This window comes from Teredinibacter sp. KSP-S5-2, assembly GCF_032773895.1.
Classification (GTDB): Bacteria; Pseudomonadota; Gammaproteobacteria; order Pseudomonadales; family Cellvibrionaceae.
The window spans coordinates 3216970-3231443 of sequence record NZ_CP120416.1 but is presented as its reverse complement, the minus strand read 5'-3'; the positions used below and the strand labels follow the sequence as shown (position 1 = coordinate 3231443).

Below are 14474 nucleotides of genomic sequence, written 5' to 3'. Positions count from 1 at the left end.
TTAATTAGGTGACCCTATGAACAACCAAAATTATTTTTCGATGCTCAGAGCAGTGTGTGACAGTTACTACAACCGCCACATCTCTTTGCAGGATTACAAATTGCAACGCAGCCAGATTCTGGATCAAATAGAAATGGATCTGAATGGCGGCGGTTCTGAACCGTACATGGAAGGGAATGAGGATATTACTCAGCCCTCGCCAAATTATGAGACACAAACGTTTCAGGCGGACGAAATACAAGCGATGCTGGATCAAGAAGAAAAGAAACGGCATTAACCATCATTTAATAAAAGAATTTACACGAAAAAATAGAGATTAAAAGGTAAATACTATGGAGTTAATAAAGCTTTTTCAGTCTGGTGGTGCTTTTATGTACCCAATACTGATCGTCATGGCAATAGGGTTGGCTATCGCTATAGAGCGCTTTTTATACTTGACCAAAACTCAGTCCAAGACCAATAAAATCTGGCGTAATGTTGTCCCTATGCTCAAAGCAGAAGATAACGAACGCGCAGAGAAAAGTGTGGAAGGAATAAACAGTCCGTTGGCAATTGTTTTGAGCTATGGTTTTGCTCGCTTACGCAATAACTCCCGCCGGGAAATTGTGGAAGCAGCAATGGAAGAAGGCATTATGGAAGTGGTGCCCGAGTTGGAGCAACGTACCCACTACCTGGCCACGCTAGCCAACATCGCAACTTTATTGGGGCTACTCGGAACCATTATCGGTTTGATTCAGGCATTTACCGCCGTGGCTTCTGCAGACCCTGCAGAAAAAGCGAACTTGCTTTCTGCCAGTATTTCGGTGGCCATGAATACCACCGCATTTGGTTTGACCGCTGCGATCCCTTTGTTGCTATTTCATTCTTACTTGGCTACCAGAACAACCAAGTTGGTTGACAATATCGAAATGGCTGCCGTTAAGTGCCTAAATATTATGAGCAAAGAGTAAGCTTGAATTATGAAGCTTGTACGTAGAAATCGAATGCAGGAAACCGTTGAGTTAAACATAACCGCGTTTATGAACTTAATGGTTATTCTTGTTCCTTTTCTTCTTATTACTGCAGTGTTTTCCCGCATGACTGTGCTGGATTTGAACTTGCCCGCACTAGATGCAGCTGCAAATGAAAATACAGAAGAAAAATTCCGTTTACAGCTTGTTATTCGTCAAGATAGCTTTTTGTTTCAGGATGGCCGTACAGGAATACCACTCAAGTCTGTTACACGCAGTGCAGAAAATCCAAACTGGAAGGAATTTGACGAGTTTATCAAGCGGGTAAAAATGAAATTCCCCGATAGCCAGGATATTGCGCTGTTGTTGGCCAAAGATGTGACATACAACACCATGATCGAAGTGATGGATCATGTTCGTTCCTATGACGATGTGGTTGCCGCAACGCTGGAAACCTATGAGTTGTTTCCCAATATTTCTATAGGTAACGCGCCAGAAATATCTGAACAAGCAACGACAGTAGAAGCGGGTGCTGGTGAATTGGAAGGGGAGGCGCAGTAATGAAAGTATCAAGACGTGCGCGGAGAATGGAACGTCACCACAAACAGCGTAAACAACCAGCGTTAAACCTAATTTCACTGATGGACATCTTTACCATTCTGGTGTTCTTTTTGTTGGTGAACTCCTCAACATCCCAGCAGATGCCAAGTCAGCAGGATATGAAGTTACCCAACTCCATTGCCAAGAAAGCACCTAAGGAAACTTTGATTATTGCTATCACCAAGAATCAGGTTCTTGTAGGAGGGCGCAGTGTTGGTTCAGTTCAGGAGATTATGGCAAACGGTAAAGACAACATTCCTCAATTGAAAGAGGAGTTGGAGTTTGAGGCGAGTAAAACACTCGTTACTGAAGACGCTATTCAAGCTGCCCAAAAAGGCCGCACAGTGACCATTATGGGTGATAGAAATACCTCCTATGAACTGGTGAGTAAAATTTTGACGACCTGTCAGCAAACTAACTTTACAAATATATCGTTTGCCGCGAATCAAAAAGCAAAAAGTCAGAATGAGTCATAGGCATCAAGCGCAAATAATTAAGAATTGATAAATGACAATATCAACCTATCAGCAAATCGCCTTGCAGTGGCGGCCGGAAAGTCAGGACAACCGACGTTTTTACGTGATTGTTTCGATTGTTCTCGCGGTCTTTCTCGCTATTGCAATTGCTTTCAGTCTTGTCGATGTACCACAAGATGAAAAACGAAAAAAGGTTAACGTGCCGGATCGTGTCGCTCAGTTTATAAAAAAACAGCCGAAAGTAGAGCCTCCGAAACCGAAACCTAAACCCGAGCCAAAGCCCATACCGAAGCCAAAGCCCAAGGTTGAACGGCAAAAAGTGGATGACAAAAAACCGTTAACCAAAGAAGAGAAAAAAGCCAGGGCAAAAGCCGAGCAAACGGGTATTTTGGCGCTTGCCGAAGAGTTTGCAGATTTAATAGACAGTTCAGCTGTGGATGCAGCCGTTACTGCTCAAGTGGTTTCCAGCGGCTCAGGCAAGGAAAAGAAAGCCGGGCACAGTGCGGATATTTTGACCGCTGGTGCGGGAAAAGGCAGTGGTGGTGTAGATAGTGGGCGTTATGCTACCAGTGTTGGCAGCACGCAATTGTCACAAAGAGAAATCGCACTCGTTCAGCAATCCCTGTTTAAAGAGGATGTGGAAGTCGATGAGTCTGATGATGCGGGAAGAGAACGTGGCGATAATGTTCGTTCTGAAGAAGAGGTCACCATTGTCTTTGATCAGAACAAAGGACGTTTGCAATCTATATACAATCGCGAGCGACGGACAAAGCCGGGCTTAAAAGGCAAGATTGTGTTTGAAATTACTGTTGCCCCATCGGGTAACGTGACAAGTGTCAGAGTGGTCTCCAGTGAACTGAACGATCCGGCTCTTGAGCGTCGTCTAATCGCTCGAATTAAGACCTTTGTCTTTGGTTCTAAAGATGTTGAACCTGTAACCGTGACATTTCCTATCGAGTTCTTGCCGTCATAAGCTCGGAAAAGCATGACTTCAGTGAGGAGTAAAGGAAATTAGAACCGCGTCATAGCTATAACCGGGTGTAAAACATATTCTAGTGTTTTACACCCTTGTTTTATTGTTATTTATATTAGCTTAATTTAATAAGCAGATATCTTCAGGGAAGCACAAAGAGTGAACACCCAATTTCTATATAGCAACCTCGGAAAACGATATAAATTGTACTTTGATGGCCGCAGGCCAGAAATCAATAGCACTGTGGGCGCCTCAATCAAGCCCTTGGCTTTTACGGATCACGTCTACACCAAACAATTTATACGTACACTAAGCGCACCGCCAAGCCTATGGCGGAAATTGGCCAATACGCAAATTACCCCTGTACTCAGCCCCGAGCGCGATCAGGACATTGAACATAAAATCAGCCTTTTGTTTATGTCCGGTAAAATCAATGTTTATGAACTGCCGGATGCTCACCATGTTGCCTCCTCCCCTCGGTCATTAAGGACCATAAAAGGTAAAGGCAAGCTATCCTACGAGTTTGCACCCGCATCAACGCTTCTTACTGAAGAACCGACAACGGTTAAAAGTTTTGGCTCTAAAGACGAAGTGGCCAATTTTATTGATGAGCTTGGGCCAGAAACCAGCGAACTTGCTGATCTGGCAAAACAATTAAAAATTCAAGCGCCCAGTAATCAGCAAGCCGATTACACCGCGTTGGTGAATTTAATTGCCGAAGAAATTAGCAAAGGCAATGTCGTCACCATCGAAAATACTGTGAACAACCAAACTCAGCTTCCAAATCAGGGTGGTGATCAATCCAGCGCTGCTTCACCGCAAGACACGCAAGCACCGAGCTTGGGGCCACACGCTGGAGAAGGTGGTGCAACGGCGGCAGTCGTGCAGCAAGCTGCAGAGGAAGAAGAATGCGGTGTTTGTACGGTTAAAGAATTTATTGCGACCTGTGGCCATGGCAGATCCCAAAGTTTACAGGGCAAACTTCGAGTGGTTCCAGGGCAAACTGAAACTCGCAGCATAGAAGTAAAACTCATGGGCGTTAAAGTTGCCATTAAGGAAGAGTTTGGTGGAAAAGAAAAAATTGATTTTTCTGTTTCACTGGATGGTGCAAAAAGGGGGGATTGTCCATACGTTAAAGGAGAGAATGGTTGGGAGCAAAAAGAGAAAGGTTCCCTGGAGGTTCAAGGCACTGTAGGAGAGAATCTAGACCTATGGCCAATTGATGCGGCTCCAAAAACTTATCAGGTGAGTGGTAAAGGATGTACTGGTCCGGCAGGAAATACGACCATTGAAGTCTATCCAAACCAAAAATACACTATCGAAGGAAATCTGGATCTTTTTCAGAAGTGGTCAAAAGAAGTTAATGATGCCTGGGGTAAATGGGGAGAAAAAGTTTTTAGTTATTCCCCTGTCGAATTAAAACCTAAAATCAATCCTCCGTCTGGTAGCTTTTCTGCATCCTGGGGTTGGAAGGAAGACAGTGACTGGAAAGCGTATTACGATGTCGCGGTTTCTCTTGGTCTAAACCCTGTTTTCGGTGTTGAGATTGAAATCAAACTCAGTGTCGTTAAATTGATCGGCACTATGGCTGGCGTGCCTCCTGTTATGTCGAAATTTGCCGCTGAACACTTGGCAGATGTCCTGCTGGGAGCTAAAGCGGGTGCCAAAGCATCGCTTATGGGGACTCCTCATGGGAAAAAATACCCGGATGGAGCCATGTTAGTCAGTGGGGACGCGAAGTTCTCTGCTGAAGGCACTGTTGAGTTATCTCTTACTGCCAGAGTGGGAAGTGACTATATTTTCTCAGCGGCTATGATCGCAAGTGGCCAAGCGAAACTAGCTGGTGAGTCCACCTTGGATTTGAATCGAGATGGTCTGTTTGCGCAAACAGCGATAACGCTAGATCCTCTGATTGCAACCGTCAAAGTTGAATACAAATACCTTGTTGTCTTTACCCGAACAAAAGAGAAAAAATGGACGCCGTGGAAGCAAATGGAACTTTATAAGAGTCCAAACAATAAAATACTGCCAAGGTGATAAAGAGCCTTATGAAAAAAGCTTACTTGCCTTTATCGTTTTTAAAAATTTTCGCAGCACTACTTTTGTGTGCTGGTTGTTCGAAAGGAAATGCTGATATGCAAAACCATTATTTTATATACATTGATGTTGTAGATGCTGCCGTTGAAGTAAAAATAAATGGCGCATCGATAGAAAAGGAAAAGAGAGGCTCCATCAATACCACTAAGCCTGTCAATAAGTGGATTCGCTCCGGTGAGAATACATTGGAATTGAGCTTGGCTGCCTTAAAAAAACAAGACTCAATTAGTGGTCGTGCTGAGATAATGGTTTATTTACACGATAACGCAGAGGATTTTCCTACGCCTAAAGTTGTTCTAGCGAAGGTGTTATTTCCAAACGAGGAATACAAGGGCGAGAAAACCTATAAAACTACAGTTACGTTTGAACTGGCGGATTCTGTACCTGCATTAGTTATGGATCAGGCAGAAGAAGTGCCAGAGCTATCCGCTGCGGATACAGATGAGATCGTGTTACTGATCGAAGGTTTACGAACTGCGTTAACGTCTGGTGACTATAAAAAAGCGGTTGAATTGCAAAAATATAAGATCGAAGAAGACGCGCGTATTGATGGAAAGAAACCAGAGGACCTTTACAAAGTCGCTGAAGAAACATTTCAAATGATTGGCAAAGAGCAAAATCTTGTTTCCCAACCATTCGATAACGAAAGCATGGTTACCGAAGCAATATGGAATGGGAAAATGTATAAAATCAGTAGAAATGATGGTGAGGAAGCGATCACTATTGATTCGGATGACTTGTCTTTTGCGATTCCCATTTTTGTCAGCAAAATATCAGGTCAGTGGAAAATCGTAAGATAGGTTGACTTTAAGTGAAGGTAAGAATGATTGATTTAGCTTTATTTGGCGTTGTTGCTGTGGGGGTTCTCTTTGCCCTGGTAATGCTCTTCAAAAGCTCCAACTGGGAAACCACAGAAGGGGTAATGCTTGAGGCTTCATACAAGCAGAATTACTACAGTAACCCGAATCGCTCTGTTGGAGATAATAGCCCTTTATTTACCTATGATATCAATCTTTCATATGAGTACCATGTAGATGGTCAGCGGTTTGTTGGCCATAAGCTTTATGCTGCTATGCCAAATAAAGTCGATCAAAGCTTTGTTGCCGAAGATGTAGTAGAAAAATATGCGAAAGGTAAGCGGGTAAAAGTCTATTTCGATGCTAAAAACCCCGGTAATGCATGCCTGGAAACTCTTGCGAATGTTGGGCTGGGTGGAAAAATTGCTCTAGTGTTGTCTATTCTCTTCGTTATGGGCATCGTTGGTGGTGGAATCTATGCGTTCAATAAATATTTATAAGCTAAAAACCTCTTATCTGACTTTATAAAAGCATCTCTATATTCCACACCTTATGATCTACTGCGCTTTGCAGTGGATCTCTATTTTTGCAGAAATCTGTATTTTTTTCTCGTTCAGCTTATGAACAACAAACCTTGCTCGATGTATATTATGTGTACCTCTCAGGCTAATTGTTTCAAATCTTTTGCGGTTTTTTATCGATTTTTTGTCTTGTGGTTGAATATTGATCGGTATTTTTTGAAGGTAGGTTCGTGGAAGCGATATGTGAACTAAGTCCACTTTTGATGCCTCTCGGTACATGGAATTTCGCGAACTGGATACCAGCCAGAAGAATTCCTTGATTACACACGCCAAAATAACCAATTAGCGTTGAAACCGATACCGTAAACGCCGAAAATAGGCGTCTTATAACAATCCAGAAGTCTGTCCATCAGGGAGTGGCATATCCTATGTATTCACACGTTAGTGTACGTAAATGGTTAATCCTTTTTACGAGTATTCTTTTTATCGCTGCATGTGGTGGCGATAACAATAACCCTCCATCGCCTCCAGCGAATGACACCCGTCCGAACGCATTTACATTCACTGCTCAATCAGACGCCACGTTGAGTACTCAGTACTCTGCGAGCGCCACGATCAGTGGTATCAACTCTCCTGCAACAGTCAGTATCTCCGGCGGAGAGTATTCGGTAGCGGGAGGAGATTTCACCTCAGCTGGTGGTAGTATTTCAAATGGTCAAACGTTAGCGGTTCGAGCGACTTCTTCTGATCAATTTGCCACCGATACGACAGTAACCGTTACGGTAGGTGGTGTTTCCGCAAGTTTTGTAATTACTACAGAAGCGGAAGATACAACACCAGATGCCTTGGTTTTTACGGCTGTTACTGATGCGACACTGAGTTCGGTACAAACATCTAACACTGTTACGGTGCAGGGAATTAACTCTACATCCGCCGTTTCTATCCAAAATGGTGAGTATGCAATCAATGGTGGCGCATATACCACTGTGGCAGGAACGGTAACCAATGGTCAAACAGTGACCGTGCGCCAAACCTCTGCTGCCAGCTTGGCTACAGAAACAATAGCCACTCTTACAATTGGTGGCGTTGCCGGGCAATTCTCAGTAACCACTTTTGCTGATACTACTGCGCCAACCGTTACTATCGATTTTCCAACCAAGACTTCGGTATCTAACGCGCCAACAGCGTGGATTCGTGGCCGAGCGGAAGACGATTACTCAACTGTTTCGGCTATTACGGTTAACGGTGTAGCGGCAACCACAACAGATAATTTTGCTACTTGGACTGCGGAAGTAAACCTAACTGCAAGTCAGGCTAATACCATAACGGTTACATCACAGGACTCGGAAGGCAATACCAATACTCAAGCGGCAGAGATTTCTGTGCTGCAGGGGAATATTGAAAATGCTTTCCCTAACGACCAAATAGATTTCGATGGTGGTGCCATGGCATATGACGCTGCTAACGAGAGGTTGATTGTTCGGGATTATAACCATACATCGCTGCTGGCTTTAGACATCCACACTTCAGAGCAAACTGTATTATCAGGCCCTGCTACACCTAATACTGATAATGCTTTTTCTGCGATTAAAGATATTGTTGTGGACCAAGCCAATAATCGGGCATTGGTATTAGACAGTACCTTGCTTTCCATTATTGCTGTGGATTTAACAACCGGGGCAAGAACGCTGCTTTCAACTCCAACACAACCGGATCCAATCAATAAGTTTGTAACGCCTGTTGCGTTGGAGTTAGATGTTGATCGTAATCGCCTGTACATCACTGATCAGGGATTGGATGCGATTATCTGGATGAACCTGGATACTGGTGGAAGAACAGTATTATCTAGTTTATTAGTTCCGAATGCGGATACTCAAATTACAGATCCTACTGTTATGGGGGTTGATTCTGGGAACAATACTCTATACGTCACCGCTAACGAACCACAAGAAAAGCTTTATAAGGTGGATTTAACTACTGGTGAAAGAACGGAATTTGTTCTGTTAAATAACTTTGGTATTTTTATTCCTCCCTTATCGATCTCTTTAGATTCCAATCGAAATAATATATTGATGTACACTGGGGGGGGCTTTGAGCTTTCGCAGGCTTCCTTGGCGGGTGATGCTATTACTGTTCTTTCTAGCCCCACGGTTCCTGATACAATAAATTATTCTATGTATTCTTGGCCGGGGCAGCTGCGTGGTGTGCATATGGATACAGGGAAAGATATTACGTTTGTATGTGACTGGGATAATGTTGCAGGTGGTATTATCTATGTTGTAGACATGAAAACCGGTAAAAGGTCTGTAATGGCAGATAGTTTCTCGGTTAGAGATTAAGTATTCAGTGCTTTATGGCTGCAGTTTTAAATACTTGCGGCCATTTTGCTCTATATCTCTCCAATAATATTTTTGGTTTAAGGTAGATCTGTGCTGCCAAGCCCTACTTTAGGAAGAGTTATATTCATCAGCTCGACCTTTCTTTTGTTCTTTATAGCTATCCAGGGAGGGGCTATGTCTATGTTATTTCCTAAAAAAATCTGTCTGTTCTCAGGTTTTACTGGTCAGGTTACGATTAGTGGTAGTCCTGTCGGTGAGGTTCTCGTAAAACGATCTTTTGAGTTTGAAGGAAAAACAACCGAAGAAGAGATTACGACTAATAGTCACGGCTATTTCACCTTTGAAAGCGTATGGACGAAAACTCCTGTCTCGTTTTTAATTCAGTTTGTTGTTCAGCAGCGTATTTATGTCTATGTAAATGAAAAGGAATACATCATATGGGGTGGGGCAAAGTTAATCGAGGACGAATTTGGCGAGTTTAATGGCAAAGTGCCAAAAAACTTAGTGTGTAAGCTCGAAGAAGATATTCGAAGAGTGGACATGGAAATAGGTGCTATTGGAACCAACTGTTATTGGGAATAATTAAATAAACCCCAACTAGTTAATATTTTTGGAAATCTACAATGTTATTAAGCTCTTTAAAAAAATATACGACTCGTTTGAGCTTATTGCTTTTATTTACTTTGTTAGCTACTCAAGGAGAAGCTATGTCTATGCTGTTTCCTAAAAAAGTCTGTTTGTTTTCCGGCTTTACAGGCCAAATAACCTTTGAGGGAAAGCCTCTTTCGAATGTGCGAGTGAAGAGAAACTACTCGTTTGAAAATAAGCGTACAGAAGAAGAAACCACTACGGATGACCAGGGGTATTTCACCTTCGAAAGTGCCTGGGCCAAGACTCGGGCTCCCTTTATCGCGCAATTTGTTGCAGAGCAAAACATATACGTTTACTTTCAAGGTGAGGAATACCACATTTGGACCGCAGGGAAAATGGCAGAAGAGGAATTTGGTGAGTTTGGTGGGGAGCCTGAATCTTTCGCATGCGAACTAACAGAAGAACAATATGCTCCAGAACTCGAAATAGGTTTGGTTTACACAAACTGCCGATGGCAAACTAAGTAAGGATATACTGATGACTACGTTAACACCTTCTCAAGCCTCGTCCCTTTCTGCTGGGGTATATGCGGTTTTAACCCCGGAGTTATTAAAAGCTTTTTATGCCAGATATTCGAATTTGTTTGGGGCTGCTCCAAAAGTTATTAATGCTGACACAGGAGCAAGGCTTGTAAACGGGGAAAGCAGTTTTGCGATATGCGCAAGAGGGGAAAAGGAATATAAGAATGACGCTTTTTTTGTTTTTCGTGGAACGACTGGCACAAACTATGGTGCGGATATCATTACTGATTTACGCATAGGTGTAAGTGTCAGTGCCGGGAATGATCTGGTTCATTCGGGGTTTTATCAAACATTTCGGAGTATGACGGCAGAGCTGGGAAGTTTTATTGCGAAACACCCCGACGTTACAACTGTCCACTGTGTTGGACACAGCCTTGGTGGTGCTATTGCTACATTGGCGGCAGACTGGGTTAATAGAACACTTGGGAAAAAGGCCAAACTCTATACCTTTGGTGCTCCCCGTGTTGGATATGGTTTTAAAGGGTTTTCAAATAAGCTCACAGCGAAACTTGGGAATAGTAATATTCATCGGGTATATCACGGTAACGACCCCGTTACGATGATTCCTGTGTTTCCATATTCTCATGTGCCCAACCCAGGATACGGTCATTATCTTCCATATGCCGGTGTGGTCATTAACCCTAAAGCGCATTTTATCCGAAACTACGTTTCTTCTGTCGGTGGTGCAAGCTGGGAGCAGTTAAGACGTTTACCGCCGTTAACCTTGTCAACAACCAATGTAAAACAGTGGCTTAAATCCAGCTCGCCCGCCAATCTTAATGATTCGAGTGTGTGGGAAAAATTGAATTACGCATTGGCATATGTAGCGCAGGCAGCGCTTGCCACACTGCAACCAGTTTTTGTTGGTACGCTGACGATAGCAGATCAATTGGCTATGATCTTGCAGAAAGGATTAACAAAAGGCAAAGAGATAAGTGGCTGGGTTTTTCATATCATACGCAGATTGATGCAAATGTTAGGTATGAAGTTACTGGAAAAAGTCGAGGACTTGACTACGGCTGTTATACGACTTGTTTTAAACCGTATTATTAACAAGCTGGCGGAAGATGTTCGTAGGGCTATTCGCTCTCTACGCTAAATACATCGATATGCTAACCAATTTTTTTTCTTCTAGGAGGGTGATTAGAATTGTATTTCTATTCGCCCTTTTGTTCATAGTTGCTCAGGAAGGCGCAATGTTTATTATCTCATAGAAAGGTCTGTTTATTCTTAGGTTTTACAGGTCAAATACGTTTGATGTAGAGCCGTAAGTGCATAGTACCTTTATCTATACCGTTTTTAAAAACATATACAAGGATTCCAGTATGATATCTCCCAATCAAAAAGAGCAAATTAAAGCAAAAATACAGGCCAATAAGCATGAAGTATTCATTGTGTCAGTGGAGCAAATGGATGCGATTGTGAATAACTCACCACAGGGAAAACATGAAAGCACGAAAAAAGCTTGGGCAGTGTTAAGGGAGAAGCTTAATATGGGGGCGAGTTATTATGCCTCTGCCGACGATGTGGTGACGTTGACAAAATTGGTAGGAGATTTAGGTGGTATTGGTGCCAGAGCCTATATCAAAACCTACGCCGGAAAGCCGCATATTATCTTGAAAGGTCGTCCAGGGTTGAGAACCGTCTTAACCGGAACCCGGTATGGGATACAAAATCCGAAAGTGATTGCGATGGGGCTAGGGAAATCTGGAGCTGTTAATGCGGTAAAAACGGGTGGTGTGTTAACCATCGTGCTGCTTACCGCATTCAGAGTGGTGGATTATTTTTTGACTGATCAGGCAACGTTAACACAGTTAATCGGAATCTTGGCTACGGATGTGGTCAAGGTGGGAATTTCTGTTGGTGCATCGATTGCTGCTGCTTCATTCGCTGCTGCTTTTTCTATTGCAATAGGACCTATAGTCGCAGCAATCTTTGTAGGAGTTGTAGTCTCGGTTGCTTTGGAATCTTTAGATCGAAAATATGGGCTAACCGATAAAGTCATTTCCGGGCTTGATGAGCTTGAACGTGGCACTAAGGCTCGAATTGAATTGGCAAAAAAGAATATTATTCGAGGAGGAAGTGAAATTGCTAATTCAGTATTGGATTGCATGATAGATTCTGCGAGGCGAATAACAGTTCAACTAATTAAGTCGCGACTGAGAGATTTTATTACTCCATCTTATAGGTGATAAACACATGAATGAAGTGGAAAAACCACCGAAATTAGTCTTATATGGTGGTGTGGCAGTCTTTATATTGATCTCAGTAGCGGCATTTATTTGGTTTGCGTGGTCTATGTTTAGTTTAGCCGTTCAGGTAATCGCTTTATCTTCAATTATTAGCTTAGACAAAGGCGCATTATATTTTTTTGGGGTTTCGCTTGGTTTAGGGGGGGTGTCCGTCTTTATGGTAGTTGAGTTATATTTGGGCAAGCCTCCATCGGAAAAATTTGGCAAGTTTATTGGAAGGTGGGCGATTTCGGGGTTAGTTATTATGTTGATTGTTCCACATTTTGTTCATTATTCTTTAGATTCCTATTTAATGAAAAAACAATATTCTATTTGTGAAAAAGCCTCCCACGCATGGTTGCACGCAAGAACAATTGTATATATGAAAAATCAAGCTGATTGTGATGCTATTGAATAATCATTGTATCCCCAAATTTTTACAAAGTACTCATGGGATCTCTGAATGCACAGAGATTCTGGTTAATGCGTCGTCAATGAAGAATGTAGGGCTGGATCTGATGGTGCGTTGTTTGTTTTCGCTATTGATTATACCTAGGTTCATCGAGTTTAATTTTTAAGTGTTTAATGATTAGGTTATTTCCCGATGGTGTTAAGGTTCCATAAAAAGCATACGATTATTTTTAGTGTATTACTTTTGTTTGCTTCGTTTACTGTTCAAGGAGAAGCTATGTCTGCGCTGTTTCCTAGAGAAGTCTGTTTGTTTTCTGGTTTTACAGGTCAAATTACCTTTGAGGAAAAACCTCTTTCTAATGTGCGAGTGAAGAGAAACTATTCGTTTGAAAATAAGCACACGGAAGAAGAAACCACTACGGATGATCAAGGGTATTTCACTTTTGAGAGCGTCTAGGTTAAGACGAGAGCGCCGTTTATCGCACAATTTGTTGTCGAGCAAAACATATATGTTCACTTTCGAGACGAGGAATACCATATCTGGACAGCAGAGAAAATGGCAGAAGAGGAATTTGGTGAGTTTGGTGGAAAACCTGAATCTTTCGTATGTGAATTAACAGACGAACATTATGCGCCTGAATTAGAGATAGGTTTGGTTTACACAAACTGCCGATGGCAAACTAAGTGAGAATATATCAATAATTGGATTATTAACACTTTCTCAAACTTTGTTTTTTTCACACCTTAAATACAAGTTGTATGGAATTGTATTGTTAACTGGCTGGAGGAATATCTTCGCGGGACTATTTCCTAAAGGGAATACTAACTTTAAGGCATTATTGGTTAATAAACGCTTGATGAAAAAACTTTGAGTATGAGGTTTGTTCATCTAAATAGTTTTTCAAGGAAAATACATACAAGGATTCCAGTATGATATCTCCCAATCAGAAAGAGCAAATTAAAGCAAAAATACAGGCCAATAAGCATGAAGTATTCATTGTGTCTGTGGAGCAAATGGATGCGATTGTAAATAACGCACCACAGGGAAAACAAGAAAGTGCGAAAAAAGCTTGGGTAGTGTTAAGGGATAAGCTTAATAGGGGCGCGAGCTACTATGCCACTGCCGATGATGCGGTCACGCTGACAAAATTGGTGGGAGATCTAGGTGGGCTTGGTGTCAGAGCCTATATCAAAACCTACGCCGGGAAGCCGCATATTATCTTGAAAGGCCGTCCAGGGCTGCGAACCATCCTAACTGGAACTCGGTATGGCATACAAAACCCGAAGGTAATTTCGATGGGACTAGGGAAGGCCGGGGCGATCAAAGCGGCAAAAACTGGAGGTATATTAACGATTGTGTTACTTACCACTTTCAGAGTTGCGGATTATTTTTTGACAGATCAGGCAACATTAACGCAGCTAATCGGAACCTTGGCTACAGATGTGGTTAAGGTGGGGATATCCGTTGGGGCTTCAATAGCACTGGCTTCGTATGTTACAGGGACTACAGTAACAACTTTAGCTATAGGTCCATTGGTTGCCGTTATTGGTATGGGGTTGTTGGTGTCCCTAGCTCTTGATGGGGTTGATTCTCAATTTGGTATTACAAAGAAAGTAATAGCTGGATTGGATGAGTTAGAAAACTCGATAAAACAAAATGTCAATCATACAAAAGCTGGTGTACAAAGAACGGTTTCAGAAGCGGTAAATTCGGCCATTGATTATGTTGTAGATTCAACTACATCATTTGTTGTCAACTGGGCAAAACATCGTATAAATCGTTATTATCCTATTGGAATTCGATAAATGCAGGACAATACTGAAAAACCTCACTTTTTAATCCTGATCTTAGTACCTCTAATACTTTTTGGTTTAGAGGTATTTGTTTTTATCGCATTTCCAATAGA

At 42.2% G+C, this 14474-nt stretch carries 15 protein-coding genes and 1 pseudogene; all 16 read left to right on the top strand.

Features of this window, described 5'->3' with window-relative positions; all coding sequences use genetic code 11:
- Positions 1-16 precede the first annotated feature (16 nt).
- The gene (locus tag P5V12_RS13845) at positions 17-277 is read left to right on the top strand and encodes a hypothetical protein (RefSeq protein ID WP_316953677.1); all 261 of its coding nucleotides are present in this window, start codon (positions 17-19) and stop codon (positions 275-277) included.
- A gap of 55 nt (positions 278-332) precedes the next feature.
- Positions 333-950 carry a MotA/TolQ/ExbB proton channel family protein gene (locus P5V12_RS13840; protein WP_316953676.1) on the top strand — a complete coding sequence of 206 codons (618 nt, stop codon included), beginning with the start codon at positions 333-335 and terminating at the stop codon, positions 948-950.
- Positions 951-959: 9 nt separating this feature from the next.
- Positions 960-1511, top strand: coding sequence for a biopolymer transporter ExbD (locus tag P5V12_RS13835; protein ID WP_316953675.1), 552 nt, complete (start codon positions 960-962; stop codon positions 1509-1511).
- A complete protein-coding gene (locus P5V12_RS13830) occupies positions 1511-2026 on the top strand; it encodes a biopolymer transporter ExbD (protein ID WP_316953674.1) in 516 nt (171 codons plus the stop codon). Before P5V12_RS13835 ends, P5V12_RS13830 begins: the two co-directional genes overlap by 1 nt.
- 31 nt (positions 2027-2057) lie before the next feature.
- Entirely contained in the window at positions 2058-2999 is a 942-nt protein-coding gene (locus P5V12_RS13825; protein WP_316953673.1) for an AgmX/PglI C-terminal domain-containing protein, read from the top strand.
- A 159-nt stretch (positions 3000-3158) separates the two neighbouring features.
- Positions 3159-5036, top strand: a complete 1878-nt coding sequence (locus tag P5V12_RS13820) for a hypothetical protein (protein WP_316953672.1) — start codon at positions 3159-3161, stop codon at positions 5034-5036.
- A 98-nt stretch (positions 5037-5134) separates the two neighbouring features.
- A complete protein-coding gene (locus tag P5V12_RS13815) occupies positions 5135-5896 on the top strand; it encodes a hypothetical protein (RefSeq protein ID WP_316953671.1) in 762 nt (253 codons plus the stop codon).
- 23 nt (positions 5897-5919) lie between these two features.
- Positions 5920-6393, top strand: a complete 474-nt coding sequence (locus tag P5V12_RS13810) for a DUF3592 domain-containing protein (RefSeq protein WP_316953670.1) — start codon at positions 5920-5922, stop codon at positions 6391-6393.
- A 449-nt stretch (positions 6394-6842) separates the two neighbouring features.
- Complete coding sequence (locus P5V12_RS13805) at positions 6843-8753, top strand: hypothetical protein (protein ID WP_316953669.1); 1911 nt, start codon at positions 6843-6845, stop codon at positions 8751-8753.
- A gap of 174 nt (positions 8754-8927) precedes the next feature.
- Positions 8928-9335 (top strand): DUF6795 domain-containing protein, encoded by a 408-nt coding sequence (locus tag P5V12_RS13800; protein ID WP_316953668.1) that lies wholly within the window; start codon positions 8928-8930, stop codon positions 9333-9335.
- A 125-nt stretch (positions 9336-9460) separates the two neighbouring features.
- Positions 9461-9871 carry a DUF6795 domain-containing protein gene (locus tag P5V12_RS13795; protein ID WP_316953667.1) on the top strand — a complete coding sequence of 137 codons (411 nt, stop codon included), beginning with the start codon at positions 9461-9463 and terminating at the stop codon, positions 9869-9871.
- Positions 9872-9881: 10 nt separating this feature from the next.
- Positions 9882-11024 carry a lipase family protein gene (locus P5V12_RS13790; RefSeq protein ID WP_316953666.1) on the top strand — a complete coding sequence of 381 codons (1143 nt, stop codon included), beginning with the start codon at positions 9882-9884 and terminating at the stop codon, positions 11022-11024.
- 226 nt (positions 11025-11250) lie between these two features.
- Positions 11251-12117, top strand: coding sequence for a hypothetical protein (locus tag P5V12_RS13785; RefSeq protein ID WP_316953665.1), 867 nt, complete (start codon positions 11251-11253; stop codon positions 12115-12117).
- A 7-nt stretch (positions 12118-12124) separates the two neighbouring features.
- A complete protein-coding gene (locus tag P5V12_RS13780) occupies positions 12125-12574 on the top strand; it encodes a hypothetical protein (protein WP_316953664.1) in 450 nt (149 codons plus the stop codon).
- Between the two features lie 186 nt (positions 12575-12760).
- Positions 12761-13255: pseudogene (locus P5V12_RS13775) on the top strand (DUF6795 domain-containing protein).
- Positions 13256-13497: 242 nt separating this feature from the next.
- On the top strand, positions 13498-14373 hold the full coding sequence (locus P5V12_RS13770) for a hypothetical protein (protein ID WP_316953663.1): 876 nt from the start codon (positions 13498-13500) through the stop codon (positions 14371-14373).
- The last annotated feature ends 101 nt before the right edge of the window (positions 14374-14474 follow it).